The sequence below is a fragment of the Pandoraea communis genome, assembly GCF_902459745.1.
In the GTDB taxonomy this organism is placed as follows: domain Bacteria; phylum Pseudomonadota; class Gammaproteobacteria; order Burkholderiales; family Burkholderiaceae; genus Pandoraea; species Pandoraea communis.
In genome coordinates, this window is record NZ_CABPSJ010000003.1 from 202,680 (window position 1) to 220,854 (window position 18,175).

General features: G+C 62.6%; 14 protein-coding genes and 1 pseudogene. 6 read left to right on the plus strand and 9 right to left on the minus strand.

Going from position 1 to position 18,175, the window contains the following annotated elements; genetic code table 11:
* From PCO31110_RS11695 to PCO31110_RS11705, 3 genes are all read right to left on the minus strand, one after another.
* Positions 1–1,872, minus strand: a complete 1,872-nt coding sequence (locus PCO31110_RS11695; protein ID WP_217427283.1) for an amidohydrolase — start codon at positions 1,870–1,872, stop codon at positions 1–3.
* Positions 1,873–1,953: 81 nt separating this feature from the next.
* Complete coding sequence (locus PCO31110_RS11700; RefSeq protein ID WP_010807547.1) at positions 1,954–2,934, minus strand: alpha/beta fold hydrolase; 981 nt, start codon at positions 2,932–2,934, stop codon at positions 1,954–1,956.
* Between the two features lie 115 nt (positions 2,935–3,049).
* On the minus strand, positions 3,050–3,736 hold the full coding sequence (locus PCO31110_RS11705; RefSeq protein ID WP_010807546.1) for a hydrolase: 687 nt from the start codon (positions 3,734–3,736) through the stop codon (positions 3,050–3,052).
* A gap of 520 nt (positions 3,737–4,256) precedes the next feature.
* On the opposite strand from PCO31110_RS11705, the gene PCO31110_RS11710 reads away from it, so the two are divergent.
* A complete protein-coding gene (locus PCO31110_RS11710) occupies positions 4,257–4,865 on the plus strand; it encodes a response regulator transcription factor (RefSeq protein WP_051126111.1) in 609 nt (202 codons plus the stop codon).
* Between the two features lie 36 nt (positions 4,866–4,901).
* Here the strand turns inward: PCO31110_RS11710 and PCO31110_RS11715 are convergent, their stop codons facing one another.
* Entirely contained in the window at positions 4,902–10,409 is a 5,508-nt protein-coding gene (locus PCO31110_RS11715; protein WP_150690515.1) for a trifunctional serine/threonine-protein kinase/ATP-binding protein/sensor histidine kinase, read from the minus strand.
* Between the two features lie 156 nt (positions 10,410–10,565).
* Positions 10,566–10,862 (minus strand): annotated as a pseudogene (locus tag PCO31110_RS26020) (integrase core domain-containing protein); the annotation flags it as partial.
* Between the two features lie 265 nt (positions 10,863–11,127).
* Here PCO31110_RS26020 and PCO31110_RS11725 point away from each other — a divergent pair.
* On the plus strand, positions 11,128–11,586 hold the full coding sequence (locus PCO31110_RS11725; protein ID WP_150690516.1) for an SgcJ/EcaC family oxidoreductase: 459 nt from the start codon (positions 11,128–11,130) through the stop codon (positions 11,584–11,586).
* Between the two features lie 414 nt (positions 11,587–12,000).
* Here the strand turns inward: PCO31110_RS11725 and PCO31110_RS11730 are convergent, their stop codons facing one another.
* The 4 genes from PCO31110_RS11730 to PCO31110_RS11745 form a co-directional block, all read right to left on the minus strand.
* Complete coding sequence (locus PCO31110_RS11730) at positions 12,001–12,933, minus strand: Rossmann-like and DUF2520 domain-containing protein (protein ID WP_150690517.1); 933 nt, start codon at positions 12,931–12,933, stop codon at positions 12,001–12,003.
* A 15-nt stretch (positions 12,934–12,948) separates the two neighbouring features.
* Positions 12,949–13,398 (minus strand): TM2 domain-containing protein, encoded by a 450-nt coding sequence (locus tag PCO31110_RS11735; protein WP_010807540.1) that lies wholly within the window; start codon positions 13,396–13,398, stop codon positions 12,949–12,951.
* A 9-nt stretch (positions 13,399–13,407) separates the two neighbouring features.
* Positions 13,408–14,220, minus strand: coding sequence for an META and DUF4377 domain-containing protein (locus PCO31110_RS11740; protein WP_010807539.1), 813 nt, complete (start codon positions 14,218–14,220; stop codon positions 13,408–13,410).
* Between the two features lie 185 nt (positions 14,221–14,405).
* Positions 14,406–15,614 (minus strand): PQQ-dependent sugar dehydrogenase, encoded by a 1,209-nt coding sequence (locus PCO31110_RS11745; protein ID WP_150690518.1) that lies wholly within the window; start codon positions 15,612–15,614, stop codon positions 14,406–14,408.
* A 202-nt stretch (positions 15,615–15,816) separates the two neighbouring features.
* Here PCO31110_RS11745 and rpsP point away from each other — a divergent pair, with 202 nt between their 5' ends.
* The 4 genes from rpsP to rplS all read left to right on the plus strand — a co-directional run bounded on the left by rpsP (position 15,817) and on the right by rplS (position 18,172).
* Complete coding sequence (gene rpsP / locus PCO31110_RS11750) at positions 15,817–16,068, plus strand: 30S ribosomal protein S16 (protein ID WP_010807537.1); 252 nt, start codon at positions 15,817–15,819, stop codon at positions 16,066–16,068.
* A gap of 129 nt (positions 16,069–16,197) precedes the next feature.
* Positions 16,198–16,848 (plus strand): ribosome maturation factor RimM, encoded by a 651-nt coding sequence (gene rimM, locus PCO31110_RS11755; RefSeq protein WP_246189819.1) that lies wholly within the window; start codon positions 16,198–16,200, stop codon positions 16,846–16,848.
* 60 nt (positions 16,849–16,908) lie between these two features.
* Positions 16,909–17,679: a tRNA (guanosine(37)-N1)-methyltransferase TrmD gene (gene trmD, locus PCO31110_RS11760; protein WP_010807535.1), complete on the plus strand. Its 771-nt coding sequence runs from the start codon at positions 16,909–16,911 to the stop codon at positions 17,677–17,679.
* Positions 17,680–17,782: 103 nt separating this feature from the next.
* Complete coding sequence (rplS, locus tag PCO31110_RS11765; RefSeq protein WP_010807534.1) at positions 17,783–18,172, plus strand: 50S ribosomal protein L19; 390 nt, start codon at positions 17,783–17,785, stop codon at positions 18,170–18,172.
* The last annotated feature ends 3 nt before the right edge of the window (positions 18,173–18,175 follow it).

Below are 18,175 nucleotides of genomic sequence, written 5' to 3' on the forward strand. Positions count from 1 at the left end.
TCAGAATGCCCAGCACGAGCAGCCCAGCGCGCCCCAGAACGTGCTTTCGTCCGACGCCGGCACGCCCGAGGTCCAGGCCTTGGCATGCGCGTGGCCATGCACGCCGCACGAACTGGCGCAGCCGCACGCGGTGTTCAGCGCCATTGCGCGCGCCTGGGTCTGCGGGCGCGGCTGGTACTGGCTGCCGTGGCGGGTCGGCGACCAGTCGGGCATCGCGGGCGGGATGTCGGGCGAATGCTTGCCGAACTCGCTGTCGCCATAGACCACCTTGCCGCCGAGCACGGTCAGCACCGACGTGATGTCCTGAATGTCGTCGCCCGGCACCGAGAAGTAGTCGGCCGACAACACGGCCAGGTCGGCCAACTGGCCCACCTTGATCTGGCCCTTCTTGCCCACTTCGGATGAGAACCACGTGTTGGCCTCGGTCCACAGGCGCAGCGCCGTGTCGCGATCGAGCAGGTTGGCCGGCGGATACATCGACATGCCGCCCACGGTCTTACCCGTGGTCAGCCAGTACAACGATACCCACGGGTTGTACGACGCCACGCGCGTGGCGTCGGTGCCGGCGCCGACCTTGACACCCTTCTCGAGCATCTTCTTGATCGGCGGCGTGGCTTCGGCCGCCCGGGCACCGTAGCGCTCGACAAAATATTCGCCCTGGTAGGCCATGCGGTGCTGCACGGCGATGCCGCCGCCAAGCGCCGCAATGCGGTCGATGTTGCGATCGGAGATGGTCTCGGCATGATCGAAGAACCAGTTCAGACCATCGAACGGGATGTCCTTGGCGACCTTCTCGTAGACATCGAGCGCGCGCGAGATGGTCTGGTCATAGGTCGCATGCAGACGCCACGGCCAGCGCTTTTCCGCCAGCAAGCGGATCACCGGCTCCAGATCGGCTTCCATCGACGGCGCCATGTCGGGACGCTCGACACGGAAGTCCTCGAAGTCGGCCGCCGTGTACACGAGCATTTCGCCGGCGCCATTGTGGCGATAGAGGTCATCGCCCTGGCCGGGCTTGACGGTCGACGTCCAGGTCTTGAAGTCGCTCAGCTCTTCCTTGGGCTTCTGCGTGAACAGGTTGTAGGCCAGGCGCACGCTCAGGTGGCCTTCCTTGTGCAGTTCCTCGATGACGTTGTAGTCGTCGGGGTAATTCTGGTAGCCGCCGCCGGCGTCGATCACGCCGGTCACACCGAGGCGGTTCACCTCGCGCATGAAGTGGCGCGTCGAGTTCTTCTGATACTCGATCGGCAGCTTCGGGCCTTTCGCCAGCGTGGCGTAGAGAATGGTCGCGTTCGGCTTGGCGAGCAGCAACCCGGTCGGATTGCCCGACGCGTCGCGCACGATCTCGCCGCCCGGCGGGTTGGGCGTGTCTTTCGTGTAGCCCACGGTGCGCAGCGCGGCGCCGTTGAGTATCGCGCGGTCGTACAGGTGCAGGATGAACACCGGCGTGTCGGGGGCGACGGCATTCAGTTCGTCGATGGTCGGCAGACGCTTCTCGGCGAATTGATGTTCGGTAAAGCCGCCCACCACGCGAACCCATTGCGGCGCCGGCGTGCGGTCGACCTGGTCTTTCAACATGCGCATGGCGTCGGCCAGCGAACGAACGCCGTCCCAGCGCAACTCCATGTTGTAGTTCAGGCCACCCCGGATGATGTGCATGTGACTGTCGATCAGTCCGGGAATGGCCCGCCGGCCATTCAGGTCGATCACCTTGGTCTGCGGTCCTGCCAGTTTCATGATGTCCTGGCGCGTACCCACTTCCACGAAGCGGCCGTCCTGGATGGCCACGGCGTCGGCCTGCGGATTGGCACGGTCGAGCGTGGTGAACTTGCCGTTAACGAGAATGAGGTCGGGAGTCAGGTTCGATGACATGGCGAAGGATTCCGAAGAGGCTGCCGCCCCGGAGGCGGCAGCCGAGGCGATGAAAGGCCGGCGGGTTGAGGACATTTCGGCTTACGTGTTCAGGAAGGCCAGCAGGTCGGCATTGACCTGGTCGGCGTTGATCACGCACATGCCGTGCGACGCACCCGGATATACCTTGAGCGTGGCGTTCTTGACGATCTTGGCCGACAGGCGGGCCGAATTATCGATGGGCACGATCTGGTCGTCGGCACCGTGCAGGATCAGCGTCGGCACGGTGATCTTCTTCAGGTCCTCGGTGTAGTCCACTTCCGAGAACTCCTTGATGCAGGCGTACTGGCCCAGAATGCCGCCGCTCATGCCCTGTGCCCAGAACGCATCGATGGTGCCTTGCGAAATCTTGGCGCCGGGCCGGTTGAAACCGAAGAACGGCGTGGTCAGGTCTTTGTAGAACTGCGAGCGGTTTTCCGCGACACCCTTGCGAATGCCGTCGAACACTTCCATCGGCAGGCCGTTCGGATACGCCGCAGTCTTGAGCATGATGGGCGGCACCGCGCCGATCAACACCGCCTTGGCCACGCGCTTCGTGCCGTGACGGCCGATGTAGTGCGCCACTTCGCCGCCGCCGGTGGAGTGACCGACCAGCGTTGCGCCTTTGATGTCGAGGGCGTCCAGCAGCGTGGCCAGGTCGTCGGCGTAGGTGTCCATGTTGTTGCCCTGCGCGGGCTGGTCCGAACGGCCATGGCCGCGACGGTCATGGGCGATCACGCGAAAACCTTTCTGCACCAGGAACAGCATCTGGGCGTCCCAGGCGTCGGCATTGAGCGGCCAGCCGTGCGAGAACACCACCGGGGTGCCCGAGCCCCAATCTTTGTAGAAGATGCGCGTGCCGTCTTTGGTCGTGACGAAGTGGTCTTGCTTCGTGGCGTGGCCGCTGGCCGGTGCGGCTTCTGCGGCCGTGGGCGTCAGTGCGGCAAGCGATGCTGCCGCAGCGCCGATAGTGCTACCTACCAGCAGTTGCCGGCGCGATGCATCGACGTTGTGACCTGATTCCTGGGTATGTTCTGTTTGCATGATTAGGGCTAGCGGAAAGTTGGCGCGAAATCCTGGAGGACGAGATCGCGGGTTGCATCGGCCCGGGCACGGACGTCGTGCGCAGGCCGATGCCTATCTCTTCTTGAACTGCTGTTTAGCGTGCGGGCACCGGGGCGATGGACTCGTGCCCCGTCGCCGTGCGCTGGGCGGCCTTGTGGACCATCGTGTAGGCGTAGTCGACACCCATGCCATAGGCGCCCGAGTGTTCCTTCGCCACCTTCATCACGGCGTCATACGTGTCGCGGTGGGCCCAGTCGCGTTGCCATTCGAGCAGCACTTGCTGCCAGGTCACCGGCACCACGCCAGCCTGAACCATGCGTTGCATGGCGTAGTCGTGGGCTTCCTTGGTGGTGCCGCCCGAAGCGTCGGCGACCATGTAGATCTCGTAGTCGCCTTCGAGCATGGCGCACAGCGCGAAGGTGGTGTTGCAGACTTCCGTCCACAGACCGGCGACGACGACCTTCTTGCGGCCGTTGGCGGCGAGCGCATCGCGCACCTTCTGGTCGTCCCACGAGTTCATCGAGGTGCGTTCCAGCGTCTTCTGGTTCGGGAACACGTCGAGCAGTTCCGGATAGGTGAAGCCCGAGAACGACTCGCTCTCGACGGTGGTGATCGTCGTCGGGATATTGAAGATCTTCGCCGCCTTGGCCAGGCCGACGACGTTGTTTTTCATTGCCTGGCGATCCATCGACTGGACGCCGAAAGCCATCTGCGGCTGATGGTCGATGAAGATCAACTGGCTGTTCTGCGGGGTGAGGACTTCAAGCTTGGGGTTCGACATTGCGTTGCTCCTGTTAGGGGGGCGAGAGTGAGGCTGCCGTGGCGTCCCCGCCGGGGCAGAGCCGCATCGGGGCGGCTTGGCATAAGGGCTGCGACCGGCGTTCGTATTCGGAGCGCAACCTGAGGCGAAGCATAGTCGGCGCTGTTGGCCGTCGCTATTGTCGAATCGTATTAGCCGCCCGCTATCTCGATTTCATCGTGACGCCGCAAGGCCGTGCTACAGCCAATAGGGAATGGCTTCGCCACCCTTGCTGTGTCGGGATGCACCGGGGCTGCGTGCGAGTTCGATGTGCGTTAGTCTGTAATGAGACCGGCTGGATCAGCCACCCACTGTCACGCCCGACTAACCCCATGGTATAAGTGGCCCACGATCCCGGCCGTGTGCTGTAATGAACAGTTTTGCGGGGTCATGGCGGCGAGAGCGAGCCTGCCCAAACCGCGCGCGCCGATGGGTGCGCTGGAGATAGACTGTGACAATCGACGGCTTCGTAACCGCAGACACCCGTGCGAGTGATGAAGCGATGGTGCTGATCGTTGATGACGACGCGATGCTTCGCGGCGCGTTGGAGAACCTCTTCCGCTCCGTCGGGATGCGCGTCACACTGTTCGCATCCGCTGCCGAACTGCTGGCGTTCGCATTCCCGGACGCACCCACTTGCCTTCTGCTCGATGTCAGGCTTCGCGGTCAGAGCGGCCTGGACCTACAGACCCGGCTGTCCCAAATGGGCATCCAGATCCCGGTCATCTTCATGACGGGTTATGGCGACATCCCGATGACGGTTGCCGCCATGAAGGCGGGTGCCGAAGATTTTCTGGCGAAGCCATTCCGCGAGCAGGACCTGCTCGATGCCGTGGCGGCCGCCTTGCAAAAGGATCAGCATCGCCGCCATGGCATGCGTAAGCTGGATGAACTGCGAGCCAGCTACCAGGGCCTGACACCGCGTGAGGCGGAGGTCATGCGCAAGGCAGTGGCCGGTTTGTTGAATAAACAGATCGCCGGCGAGCTAGGGATCAGCGAGGTCACGGTGAAAATTCATCGTGGTCAGGCCATGCGCAAGATGAAGGCGCGCACCTTCGCCGAGCTTGTCCTGATGGCACAGCAACTCGGCATTTGCGAGGCGCCGCTTTGAGTCCCCGTCGCCTCCCGCCATCGGCGTGAGGTGTATCTAGTCGTGAGGCGGCAGGGTGAACTGAAACACGGCCCCGTAAGGCACATTGGGGCTCGCCCACAGCCGCCCTCCGTGTGCCTCGACGATCAACCGGCAGATCGCCAGGCCCATACCCAGGCCCTCCGCCTTGGTCGTGAAGAAGGTTTGGAAAACCCGCTCCAGATCTTTCTGCGCCAACCCGATGCCGGCATCCTGAACGGCAACCCGCACAGCCCCCGATGCGTCGAGGTGCGAGCGAATCAACAGTTCCCGCGGCCGCCCGGTCACCGCTTTCATTGCCTCGATGCCATTCATCATCAGGTTCAGGAGCACCTGCTGCAACTGCACCCTGTCACCGACAACCGGCGGCAGGTCAGGCGCCAGCGCCGTGCGGAGCAGGACTTGATGGCGGCCGACCTCTCCCTGGATAAGGGCAATCGTGTCTTCGATCAGGGGGAGCACGTCAATGCGCGCCGTGACGGCGGCGGTCTTCTTGAGCAGCGCACGCATTCCTGAAATCACCGCGCCGGCCCGGTGGCCATCCTGAACGATGCGCCCCAACGACTCTCGCACCTCGGCGAGATCGGGGGGCTGGCGAGCAAGCCAGCGCAGGGCCGCATTGGCGTTGGTGACGATGGCGGCCAACGGCTGGTTGACCTCGTGAGCGATCGAGGCGGTCAGTGCGTTCAACGTCGTCACGCGGGTCACGTGTGCCAGCTCGGCTTGTGCCTGACGCAGCGCCTCTTCGGCGCGCTTGCGCTCGGTGAGATCCAGCGTGTAGGAAACACCTTGATCCCCACCCTCTTCGAATGTCGCACACCCTAGCAGGACGAGCACGCGGCTTCCATCCTTGCGGAAGAACTCTTTTTCGAACGGCGGCAAGGTCCCGCTGATCCGAAGGTCCTGGATCAACCTGGTATCACGCTCGCGCCAGTCGGGAGGCGTCAGGTCTGTCCAGAGCAAGGGGCCCGAGGCGAGGTCTTCGCGGTCGTAGCCCAGCATGTTGAGGAACGCGTCGTTGGCCTCGAGGATTCGGCCGTCCAGGTGCCAGATGCAGATCCCGATGATGTTGGCCTCAACCAGGCGCTGGATCTTTGCTTCGCGTTGCGCGAGATCCCGATACAAACACGTTATCTCCAGCGCGATCGCGGCCTGGGAGGCGAGCATCTTCAGCACGGCGGTCCGGCTCGGTGCGAAGACGCGTGGCGAGAGGTTGTTCTCGAGGTAGAGCACCCCGATGAGCTTGGCCCGTGTGAGCAATGGCAGGCAGAGAATCGATCGGGCATGATGCTGCCGAACGTAGGGATCGGCAGAAAACGGGTGCTGTGCCGCGGCATTGTCGAGAATGATGTTCTCGCGGGTGCGCAAGACATAGTGGAGCACCGATTCCGGCAGCGCCGTCGCAGTCACGCTCTCGTCGCGGAGCTGCACCTTGACAATATCGCCACCGGTCGTCGCCTCTGCCGCAATGCGCTGCTCGTCCCCTTGGGGCAGGATCAGCAGTCCCCGTTCCGCACCGGCCTGTTCAATCGCGGTGCGCATGAGTGTGTCGAGCAATTTGTCCAGGACGATCTCGCCGGACACCGCTTGCGAGACGGCGATCACAGTGGTGAGGTCCAGGTGATCGACCGGCGCCCCGATCGTCGTCGTCGGCGCGGGTGCCCGCTCTTCTCCACTGAGGTGCGGATACAGCGCATCGAGTTGCCGCACCTTGGCGCTGGCGCCCCAGTGGAGATAGCCATGCCGAGCATCCTGCAAATACACGCGGGCAATCTTCTCAAAACCACGTGCGGCATAAAATCGCCCGGCCAACTCGTTGGCGAGTGCCTGGTTATGGATGAAATCACTGTCCTGTGCGGCGCGGATGGCCGACTCGTAGAGGCGCATGGCATCCGCTTCGCGCCCCTCGATGCGCGCGATTTCTGCGCCAACCAATGCGGCTCGGTTCTCGAAATTCTCTGGACAATGCTCGGACCAGACAAGGAGCTGGCGATGATGTGCGGCCAGTGCCTCCCGGTGCCGGGTTCGCTCCGGTGTGGCGGCCGTGCCGCAGTATGCGGCACGCGCCAACGCCGCGTAGAAGTGGTATTCCGCCTGCTCGAAGAACGATGGCGATGTCCAGAGAAGACTCGCTGCCCTGTCTGCCGCCGTTATGGCAGTCGCGTAGTCGTCGGCGAGCAAGCGTGCCTGCAGTTTCCGGATCCAATACCAGCAGGTGGCGAGGGCAGGGCTCGGTGCCTCGTCCAGATACCGCTCGAACTGCGCTTCGTTGAATTCATCGTCATCGAAGACGCCGAATACCGGGGTCAGTCCGCGTAGCGTTCGCGCTAGCTGGCGTTGGGGGACAACCCGGTCGACGGTGAGACCGAAGCTCGCCCGGCGCGCGAAGCCGATCGTGGCCTCGGCTTCGTTCTGCACTTCCCCAAGCGGATCGCCACAGGCGAGCAATTGCGTAATGAGGTTGTTACGCGCGAAGGACGCATAGGTCAGGTCACCGGCCTTGCTGGCCACGTCGAACGCGCGCCGCACCAGACTGCGCGCGGCACGGATGGGTTGGGTCCATTGCATCACGTGGCCCGCGAAAGCCTGGTAGACACGAGCCCGGAAGCGGTCCAGGCCACGCTGCTCGACGAGGTTCAGTCCGAGCTGGCCGAAGCGGAATGCCGCTTTGTAGTCGCCGGACTGAGGCCCCAGGAGCATGCCGAGCCAGGTATAGGCGAGGCACGACGCGTCGCTGTTGCCATGCTCGAGGCTGATGTTTGCCATCCGCGCGATGATGAGAGCGCCCAGGTTCACGTCGGTGTACCAGGCCGGCAGCATCAGCGCGGTCAGGACATCCATCGTCTCGCATGCGACCGCATTGGTCATCATCGGCAGATCGAGCAGTGCCTCGATCGGCCGGTCGCCAAGTTGGCGCCACATCCGATCGTATTCTTGCAGGACCTCTTCATCTGTCGGGTGTGCCGGGCACTGGACGCCGGCGCGGTACAGGTAGTCGAGGCCCACCTCGACGGCGCGCTCGCGCTGGCCGAGGGCCAGAAACAGCTCCAGCCGCAGTTGGGTGACGGAGGCCAGGTCGGGGAGGTTCGCGGCACGGCCCGCAAGCTCGGCCAGACGTGCGTCTGCCGCAGCCACCGCGCCGGTCAGAAATTCGCATTCGGCGAGGTGGAATTCGAGCGCGAAAGCAAACTTTGGCCGGTGCTTCCAGGCGTCCCCCTGCACGAGCGCCGCGCCGGCGGTGAGATAGGTCAGCGCCGAGGCATAGGCCGAGGACGCCTTAGCACGCTGGCCGGCGAGCAGATTCAGCTCTGCCACTTGCTCCCGCTCATGGGGCGCGGTGATAAGACCGGCGCCACGGTTGAGCTGGCCGACGATCTCGAAGACACACTCCGCTATGGCCTCAGGCGGCGTGCCCGCAACGAGCCGTCTGCCAATCGCGAGGTGCGCTGTCGGCCGCGCGTCTTCAGGAATCAGGGCGTAGGCCGCCTCCTGGATACGATCGTGCAGGAATCGGTAGATATTTCCCAAACGTAATACAAGTCCGGTGCGTACCGCCAGCCACAGCGCCGCGTCCAGTTCCGCCTCGCTGGCATCCTGGACCATGGCCAGGGTAGCGATCGTCGCGTCATTCCCGAGACACGCCAACTGCTTCAGGGCGTTACGGGTCGTGGTGGGAAAGCGCCTCAGCTTGGCGAGCATAAGATCAACCACGTTGTCGGTGAAGCCCTTGGCCCGAATCTGCTCAAGGTCCCAAGACCAGCGCGCGCCACGATGATCGAAAACGAGCAGCCCCTCTTCGGTCAGAGCGGTAAGGAACTGAATGGCGAAAAACGGGTTACCTCCGGTCTTCTCATGCACCAGGCGGGCCAGAGGTGCGGCGTCTCCGGGGGCGCAATGCAAGGCATCGACGATGAGTCGGCTCACATCGTCGAGCCCAAGCGGGAAAAGTGCGATGTCATTGATTCGCCCCCCGGCCTGGCGGATGGCCGGCAATCGCAGTAGCAAAGGGTGTCCGGGCTTGACGTCGTCGTTCCGATAGGCGCCGATAAGCAGCACGTGGCGTACCTCCGGCTGGGTCGCCAGATACTCGAGCAGATCGAGGGTCGCCGCGTCCAGCCACTGCAGGTCGTCGAGAAAGAGCGCGAGCGGATGCGTGGGTTGGGCAAAGACGGCAAGCAGGCGCTGTAAAACCATCTGGAATCGGTGCTGTTCGTCGCGCGGCGGCAGCTCCGGAACCGGGGCCTGCGGCCCCAGAATTAGCTCGAGTTCGGGGATGAGCGGCACCATGAGGCCGCCGTTCGGGCCCAGCGCCTCCGCCAGTGCGGCGCGCCAGGGCGCCAAGTCGGCCTCGCTCTTGCCCAGTAGTGGGCGGATCAGACTCTGGAAAGCCTGCGCCAACGTCGCATACGGGATGTCTCGCTTGTACTGATCGAACTTGCCCGAGGCAAAGAGGCCATTCCTGTGAGCCAGTGCGCTGCGCAATGCAAGCACGGCCGAGGTCTTCCCGATACCGGCGTAGCCGGAGACCAGCACAATCTCCGGCGTGCCCTGGGTGACGACTCTGTCGAAGGCAGCGAGCAAGGTCTCAATCTCGCGTTCTCGTCCATAGAGGCGCTCTGGAATCAGTGGGCGATCAGGCAGGTCGTGTTCGCCGAGCGGGAAAGCGTCGATGCTTCCCTGGCATGCCCATGCAGCCAGACTGCGCCGTAGATCGGCCTCCAGCCCCGCTGCGGTCTGGTAGCGCTCCTCCGCCGTCTTGGAGAGCAGCTTCATTACGATGGCGCAAAGCAATGGCGGGATCGACGGTACCCGTTCCGCCAGCGGCACTGGCTGCCGGGCGAGATGGCTATGCAACAGGTCCATCGGATCGTCGGTGGCGAACGGCAGCACACCCGTGAGCATTTGATAGAGCGTGACGCCGAGCGAATAGAGGTCGCTACGCGCATCGATCGACCGGTTCATGCGTCCCGTCTGCTCGGGGGCCATGTAGGCCGGCGTGCCGGCGATCTCTTCCGGTGGCGTCAGTGCCTGACGCTTGCGCGACTGGCGCGAGGTAATGCCGAAGCCCGTGAGCCGCGCCTCGACAAGGGAATCGTTCACCAGGATGTGGACCGGCTTGATGTCCTTGTGTATAAGACCCCGCTGGTGGAGCTGGTCCAAGGCCGCCGTGATGCTGACGGCCAGGCGCAAGAAACGGCCCACCTCCATGGGGGCGCCCAGTTGCGCGGCAAGTGGATTGCCGCCGGGGTCCTCAAGCAGCAAAACAGTCCGGCCATGTTCCCGCACAAGTTCCAGCGGCCGCACTGCCCAACTGCCGTCCAACTCGCCCCTCAAGCCGTATTCGTGTGTGAGGCGAGCGAGGCTGGAGGGCATCGGGTGCTCGGCTGCGGGCCACACAGCCAACACAGCCCTCGGCACGCCATCCGGGCCGGGTCGTGAGCCCCGACCGACAACGCGATCGCCGTCCTCCCACGCGACTTGGAAGCCGGCGGCCGTCTCGTTGCCGAAAGAAAACAATGAGTTCATCTGCTGTAATTCGCTCTCAATTCCGTCACTGCTTTTGGGGTTTCTGCACCGGATGCGTCGAACAACTGTCCCCGCAACTGTCATACCGGCGAGCGGGTCACGGCGGCCGGGCGAAGCAACTTTCGCCATATCGAGGCCTCAACTGACCCGCCCCCTTCAGTAGGGCAAAAGCGCTTCCAGCAAAGTCCCATAAATCAGTTCCTGGAAAGCGGCAGGAGCATCCGCTGTCGCCCAATGTTGCGCCGCAAATGCTGCGGGCGAAAGATCGTTCAGTGCGCTGCGTGGCCTTGGCTCGTTGTCGTCCCGGCGTCGTGTCGCGACGACCGCCCGAGCCTGTGCCAGGCGCGTGAATCAGCGCTCGTTCACGCACGCATCGCGGAACTCGCCGCTGAACGATTCGATGTACGCATTCTGCGTTGTATTGCCCGTCGGAAGCAACTTCAGAGTGACGCCACTTGCCTACGCCTAGTGTTCGAGCGCGCGGCTGGTGTCAATGCCCTGGCGACATACAACGATGAGATGCCGTGGTCGATGACGATGTCGACGGGGTTATGTTCAAGGCCGCTCCCGCAGCGAGATCTCCGAGCGTAACCATTTAGAACCGCCGATGCTATTATCGGCGTTGCGTTTTCAATAGAACTTGCCCCCAGCGGCAAGAGGCACTCACGAAGTTCAGCTCTCCAACTGCAAAATCAACTTCGTTTTACTGGGGAATTTCATGCGTCTTTTGCGTTCTCTTCCTTTGGCAGCTCTTGCGCTTGTCGCGGCAACAAATGCCCATGCCAGGTCTGAGGTATGTCATGCGACTTCCAAGAAGGAAATCGCCTCCTTATTCGATCGCTGGAATACATCGTTGAAAACTGGCGATCCGAAGAAGGTTGTTGCCAACTATGCCAAAAATTCAATCCTGTTGCCGACTGTCTCTAACAAGCCGCGCCTGACAGCAGAAGAGAAGGAAGACTACTTCGCACATTTTCTCTCGGGTAAGCCAGTGGGGGCGATTGACAGCCGTTCCATCGAAATTGACTGCAATAGCGCGATCGACGCAGGCTTATACACGTTCAAATTTGCGGACGGTGCGGAAGTGAAGGCCCGCTACACATTCACCTACAAATGGAATGGTAAGCAGTGGCTTATTTCTAGCCATCACTCGTCCGCCATGCCGGAAAAGAACTAGGGGCATGGCGTAACGATGGTTGAAATGCCGGAAAGATTTAAAGGCTGAATCAATTCAATTTGTTTGAAGTGGAAATTAAGGTAATCCGTAAATATGAAATTGAGGGGTGGCTGAAGGATTGAGTTAATTCTCTGAGCGGTTTGACTTCGAGATATCCTGCTTTGCCTATTCAGAGGAGTGCTGTTTTATTGATTTTTGGAGTGAGCTGTCATCTCCGCACTCGTTGCCTATAAGCACGTCGCCAACAAAGAAAATAAATCAAAAATAGGTGCGGTGGAGCTAAGAAGATAGCCCATGTTTTTGTGCGGTATTCAGGTGGGAGGCAAGCGTGATGGTGATCGGGCTGGGATGCGTGGCAGGTTGACCCTGACGGTCGGCATCCGGCCGGTTTCGTGCTGGATGCCGGGGGTGTCGTTATGCGTCGCCTTTGGGGGCGAACGGCGGCAGATAGGGGGCGATGCTGTGCGCGATCACATCAAGTGCGGCGTTGTCCGCAGTCGGCCGCTGACGAGCGAGGTGAATGGCGCGCAGCGTCAGAAGCGAGTACAGGGTGGCGTGACTGCCGCCCATGGAGGCAAGGGCTTCGGTGTGACGTGTGACGATGCCGGCATCGCCGCGTGAGACCGGGCCCGCAAGTGCTCCGGACAGTCCGCGCTCGCGAGCCGCATTGAGGGTGCCCATGACGAGCGGCCACATGGCTTCGCGGGCGTCGTCTTCGGACATGCCGATCGCTTTCCACAGCAAGGTGGCTTCGTCGAGCAGGCAGAGCAGAAAACTGGCGGCGTAGTTGGCCCCTGCGTGATAGCGCATCCGCTCGCCGGCGGGGATCGACAGGGCGCGACAGCCGATGGCGTCCGCGAGGGCATGCAACGTGGCGCTCAGCGGCGCGTCAGCCTCGATGGTGATCGCGCTGCCTGCCATGCGCGCAGCGTCGTCGTCGAGCCCCGCGAAGAGAAACAGCGGATGAAAGCCGCCGATCTGCGCGCCTTGTTGCGTCGCGGGCGCGAGCAACTCGACCTCGGAGGCACCGCTGCAATGCACCAGCGCCTGACCGGCACGCGGGTTGAGATGCGCCGCACATATGGCGATGGCATCGTCGGGAACGGTCAGAAAAACCAGATCCGCGCGCGAGAAGACGGTATTCATATCTTCCGGACGGTGGACTGACAGTGCCTCACATCCTGGCTGTGCGGACGCGATGCGTTGCGCGGCGTCAATCCGGCGGCTTGCAACCGCCGTCACCTCATAACCGGCGCGACTGGCCGCAGCGGCAAGCGCACGAGCGACGCGACCGGCACCGATGAAACCCAGTGTCGGCCGATGGGCGAGGGCGGGGACGGGGGGCATTGTCACGGTCGCGTGTTATTGCGACAGCCGGTTGGGCGTGTCGTGTGTTTCGAAATAGGTCTGAAACGCGACGGCGAGGCCGACCATCATCAACAGCGCACCGACGAACAGCGACAGGCTGACGATGATGACGGCAATCCAGCCCGAGCGCGACTTGTGCCCGGCGCGGCTATTGAACTGGGCATCCCAGCGTTCATCGGGGCGAAGTCCGTAGACGATGGCCGCGAGGAACGCCGAGAACAACGAGATGGCACCGAGAATCGTGAGCCCCCATCCTGCCGGAGAACGCAGTTCGCTCGTCACCAGGAGCCCCCAGCCCGCCACGCCGCACGCCGAACCCGCGATGTGGGCCCAGCCGAAGCGGTCTCGCAGACCATACAGATAGAAGCGATGCAGGCCGAGCGTGCCGAACAGCATCGCCAGGCCAGCGGTCAGGGTCTTCGATTTATAGGCGACTGCGTTCATTTGTAATGGTTATCGGGCAGGCGTTTCGCGAATGACTTCGACGAGCGTCCAGCGCATGCTCGAAGCGTCGGCGGGCGGATTGGCGACGGGTTCGCCGTGAATTTTCACGCGGTATTCTACGCCGGGCTTCCACTCGAATCCATCGATGTGGGCATACCAGAGTTCCCACTGCGTCTTGCCGGAATCGTCGGCATTACGCACGCGCAGACACTTGCGTGGCGCCACGCCGACGCAATCCGCCATTTGCGAATCGACATCGAGGATGCGGTCTTCCGTCTTGCTCGAGGCGCCGGTATCCGCGACAGGACGATTGAGCAACGTCTGCGCGGCGTAGGTCAGCGTTTCGCCATTCGAGGTGCTCAGCGTCAACTGCGTGTCGCGGCGCTCGAAGCGGGTGACAAGAGGAAGTGTCTTCAGATAGCGATCTTCGAACGCCATGGAATCGGGGCACGCCATCCGGGTGGTGGCCGGGGCCTTGAGGGTGACGTTTCCATTGCCCGGGCCAATCGTGTATTGACCGAAGATGCGGTTGCATCCGCCCGTGCCCGAGAACGCTCCCTTGTCATTGAAGGTGAGGTTGATCGCGCGGCCCTCCGGCAGGCTCGGAACGTCGCTCGTGCCCTCCCATCTCACGAGTTGCCAGGTGCCGAGAATGTCGGCCGGGGCCGTTGCCGCAGCGGTGGCGCCAGACGTATCCGAAGGCGGCGTGGCGCCGCCGCCTGACGGCGCGGCACAGCCTGCCAGCATGGCCGCCGGCACCAGCAGCATAGCCATATAAGAGGCAAAGGAGGACGGCAGGAACGAGAGTGGGCGTTGGGTCATGATCTTGTGTCGACGTAGTTACGAAGATGGCGGGGACGGGGGAGGTCACGAGGGATCGGGGAGGCATGTCCGAACAGTGCCGTAAGTACCGTGAAAGATTGACCGGGCAGGGAGCGGGACAGTTCCTTGCGCAGTTGTTGCAGCCAGATTTCCGTATCGATGCCGGGGCGGGTCATCAGCATGCCTCACGGTTTTCGGTAGGTAATGCGATAAATGGCACCTGCATGATCGTCACTGACTAACAGTGAGCCGTCCGGCAAGGTGAGAAGATCGACGGGACGGCCCCAGACCGATTCGTCGTTCCCTAACCAGCCTTGCGCGAATACTTCCTGCTTCGCGACGTTGCCTTTGGCATCGAGTACGACGCGCACGACCCGGTAGCCCACCTTGCGGCTCCGGTTCCAGGAGCCATGCTCGGCAATAAAGATGCTACCGCGATAGGCATCAGGGAACTGCTTGCCGGTATAGAACTTCATGCCGAGCGCAGCAACGTGCGCGCCCAGCTTCGCCATTGGCGGTGTGAAGGCCGAACAGCGCGTCTCCTGTCCGAATTCCGGATCCGAAACGTCGCCGGCATGGCAATAGGGGAATCCGAAGTGCTCGCCAACACGAGTGAGTCGGTTGAGCTTGTCGTCGGGGATGTCGTCGCCGAGCAGGTCGCGGCCGTTGTCGGTGAACCAGAGGGCATTGGTCCCGGGTTGCCAGTCGAATCCTACGGTGTTGCGCACGCCGCGAGCGACGACTCGCCAGTCGGTGCCGTCCGGCTTTATGCTGCCGATCATCGCGTAGCGGTTCTCGTCGCGTTTGCAAACATTGCAGGGGGCGCCAACGCCAATGTATAGACGTTGATCGGGCCCGAATGCCATATACCGCCAGCCGTGATGACTCTCGCTCGGCAGCTTGTCGTAGACGACGGCTGGCTTGCCGGGATTGTCGAGACGGTTCTCGATGTCGTCGAGCTTGACGATGCGGGAAACGGCAGAGATATAGAGTGCGCCGTCACGCATGGCTACCCCAACGGGCATGTTCAGCCCGGAGGCCACGATCCGGACTTTGGCGGCATAGGCGCGAGATGGGTCAAGGGTAATGGCATAAACGTCGCCTTGCGCCCGGCTACCGACGAATAACGTGCCCTTCGGGCCGAGCACCATGCCTCGTGCGCCGGGAATCTGGTCCGAGAGAACCTCGACGTGAAATCCGGGAGGTAGCGTGAGGCGTTCGATGGGCAGGGCGTCGTCGCGTGCGGTCGCAAACTGTGGCGCGACTGCCAGAGCTGCGCCGAGAATCAGGCCGGTCCGGCGCGCGTATTGAACAAGGCGGCCGACTGGCGTGCAGACCCGCGTTGGCCCTTGCGGCCGGAAGGGGGGGCGCCATCCATCGAGAAATCGTCGCATGCCTGACTCGCTCCGCTCACAGGATGGGTGCATTGTAGTCCAGTGCCGGTGGGGCGCTTGTGTTCCCCGCGTCGGTGGCCCAATAGGGGCGTGGCTGGGCGGGATGTGGCCGGTGCCGGGGGAAGTGTTTGTTTTGACGAGGGTTTTGCGCTATAATCACGCGTTTTCTGTCCGAACACTTCTGGATTCACAAGGATTTATTATGGTCGTTATCCGCCTGGCTCGCGGCGGCGCGAAGAAGCGCCCGTTCTACAACATCGTTGCAACCGACTCGCGTAACCGTCGCGATGGCCGCTTCATCGAGCGTATTGGCTTCTACAACCCGGTCGCTGCCGAAGGCACGGAAGGTCTGCGTATTGCTCAGGACCGTCTGACCTACTGGCAAGGCGTTGGCGCACAACTGTCGCCGACCGTGGCTCGTTTGCTCAAGCAAGGCGCCAAGGCTGCTGCCTAAGCGCTTCAGCTAGTCGAGCTGTACGCATTGCTGTCGGTTTGCCGGCGGCATGAGAATTGAACGGCGGTGCCTGTTCCCGGGTGATCTGGGGCGGGCATCGCCGTGTGTTCGTCACAACGTTGGATTGGCATGGTTCGTTCCGCTCGACCCGCGCGTGAGCGGGTACCGCTGAAAATCGGTGCTGAGGCACGGCGTGCCGCTGGCATGCGCGCAGAGCAGGTGCTCGCCCCGGTGGCCGAAGTGCCCGGCGATCTCGTCGAGCTGGGTTATATCGGCGACGCCTATGGGATTCGCGGCTGGATTAAGGTGCAGCCGCACACGGGCAAGGGCGATGGGCTCTTGGCCGCGGAATGCTGGTATTTCCGTCGTCCCGGTGAGTCGGTCTACACCAAGGCCGATGTGCTGCACAGCCGGGGGCATTCGGGTACGGTCGTCGCGCAATTGCGCGGCAGCGACAGCCGGACTGCCGCCGAGGCGCTCAAGGGCCTTCAGGTCTGGGTGCCGCGCAGTGCGTTCCCGAGCGCTGGCGAAGACGAGTTCTACTGGGTGGACCTGATTGGCGCCCAGGTGACGAATTTGCAGGACGAATCGCTGGGTAAGGTCGTCGGTTTGCTCGATAACGGCGTGCACACTGTGCTGCGTGTCGTCTATGACGTGCCTGCCGTCGACGATAAGCCGGCGAAGACCGCCGAGCGGTTGATCCCGTTCGTAGGCCAATATGTGCAGACGGTCGATGTCGAGGCTGGGCGCATTGTGGCTGACTGGGGTCTCGATTACTGAGATACCGATTGATCGCCCGGCCGTTGTTGCGTCCGGGCACCTCTGGACGGAACCGGTCTGATGCAGTTTGACGTCGTCACGCTCTTTCCCGAGATGTTTCGGGCGCTGACCGACTGGGGCGTCACCAGCCGGGCGTTCAAGCAGTCGCGCTACGGTCTGCGGTTTTGGAATCCGCGTGATTTCACGCATAACAACTACCGCACGATCGACGATCGGCCCTATGGCGGCGGCCCCGGCATGGTGATGCTCGCCAAGCCGCTTGACGATGCGATCGCCGCAGCGAAAGCGGCGCAGGCCGAAGCCGGCGTGCCACGGGGGCGTGTGCTGTTGATGTCGCCCCAAGGCAAGCCGCTCACGCACCGCCGGGTTGTCGAGTTGCGCGAACAGGAGCAGGGGTTGATTCTGCTCTGTGGCCGCTACGAAGCCATCGATCAACGTTTGATTGATCGGGTGGTGGACGAAGAGGTCAGTGTTGGCGATTTCGTGCTGTCGGGTGGGGAGTTGCCCGCCATGGCATTGATGGACTCGCTGATCCGGCTGTTGCCGGGTGCGCTGAACGACGAACAGTCGGCCGAGCAGGACAGTTTCGTGAACGGACTGCTCGATTGCCCGCATTACACGCGGCCGGAAGAGTACGAAGGTGTGCGCGTGCCGGACGTGCTGTTGGGCGGGCATCACGCAGAGATTGAAAAATGGCGGCGCCGCGAGGCGTTGACCAATACCTGGCGCAAGCGCCCCGATCTGATCGAGAGTGCACGCGCCAACGGATTGCTCAGTCGTGCCGATGAGGCGTGGCTGGCAAGCCTGCGGGCCGATACGTCGGCCAAGTAGGTAGCGGGTGTCGTCATGGGGACGGCATTCGGTTTGAACCCATCCTCTGTCGGGGCCGGCATGCCGGTATATAACGCCGATACGATGGCACAAGGAGTGGTAAATGAATCTGATCGCTAAGATCGAGCAGGAAGAAATCGCGCGTCTGACCGCGAACAAGACGATCCCCGACTTCGCCCCGGGCGACACCGTGATCGTCAACGTGAACGTTGTGGAAGGCACGCGCAAGCGTGTGCAGGCTTACGAAGGCGTTGTGATCGCCAAGCGTAACCGTGGCCTGAACTCGGCGTTCATCGTTCGCAAGATTTCGTCGGGTGAAGGCGTTGAGCGTACGTTCCAGACGTACTCGCCGCTGATCGCCAGCATCGAAGTCAAGCGTCGTGGTGATGTTCGCCGCGCCAAGCTGTACTACCTGCGCGAGCGTTCGGGCAAGTCGGCACGTATCAAGGAAAAGCTCACGTTCAAGAGCAAGACCACTGCTGCTGCCGAGTAAATC

What these genes read in the sequence shown, in the direction of transcription:
- PCO31110_RS11695 (WP_217427283.1), bottom strand. Translation starts at nt 1,872, where the DNA reads ATGTCATCGAACCTGACTCCCGACCTCATTCTCGTTAACGGCAAGTTC.
- PCO31110_RS11700 (WP_010807547.1), bottom strand. Translation starts at nt 2,934, where the DNA reads ATGCAAACAGAACATACCCAGGAATCAGGTCACAACGTCGATGCATCG.
- PCO31110_RS11705 (WP_010807546.1), bottom strand. Translation starts at nt 3,736, where the DNA reads ATGTCGAACCCCAAGCTTGAAGTCCTCACCCCGCAGAACAGCCAGTTG.
- PCO31110_RS11710 (WP_051126111.1), top strand. Translation starts at nt 4,257, where the DNA reads ATGGTGCTGATCGTTGATGACGACGCGATGCTTCGCGGCGCGTTGGAG.
- PCO31110_RS11715 (WP_150690515.1), bottom strand. Translation starts at nt 10,409, where the DNA reads ATGAACTCATTGTTTTCTTTCGGCAACGAGACGGCCGCCGGCTTCCAA.
- PCO31110_RS11725 (WP_150690516.1), top strand. Translation starts at nt 11,128, where the DNA reads ATGCGTCTTTTGCGTTCTCTTCCTTTGGCAGCTCTTGCGCTTGTCGCG.
- PCO31110_RS11730 (WP_150690517.1), bottom strand. Translation starts at nt 12,933, where the DNA reads ATGCCCCCCGTCCCCGCCCTCGCCCATCGGCCGACACTGGGTTTCATC.
- PCO31110_RS11735 (WP_010807540.1), bottom strand. Translation starts at nt 13,398, where the DNA reads ATGAACGCAGTCGCCTATAAATCGAAGACCCTGACCGCTGGCCTGGCG.
- PCO31110_RS11740 (WP_010807539.1), bottom strand. Translation starts at nt 14,220, where the DNA reads ATGACCCAACGCCCACTCTCGTTCCTGCCGTCCTCCTTTGCCTCTTAT.
- PCO31110_RS11745 (WP_150690518.1), bottom strand. Translation starts at nt 15,614, where the DNA reads ATGCGACGATTTCTCGATGGATGGCGCCCCCCCTTCCGGCCGCAAGGG.
- rpsP (WP_010807537.1), top strand. Translation starts at nt 15,817, where the DNA reads ATGGTCGTTATCCGCCTGGCTCGCGGCGGCGCGAAGAAGCGCCCGTTC.
- rimM (WP_246189819.1), top strand. Translation starts at nt 16,198, where the DNA reads ATGGTTCGTTCCGCTCGACCCGCGCGTGAGCGGGTACCGCTGAAAATC.
- trmD (WP_010807535.1), top strand. Translation starts at nt 16,909, where the DNA reads ATGCAGTTTGACGTCGTCACGCTCTTTCCCGAGATGTTTCGGGCGCTG.
- rplS (WP_010807534.1), top strand. Translation starts at nt 17,783, where the DNA reads ATGAATCTGATCGCTAAGATCGAGCAGGAAGAAATCGCGCGTCTGACC.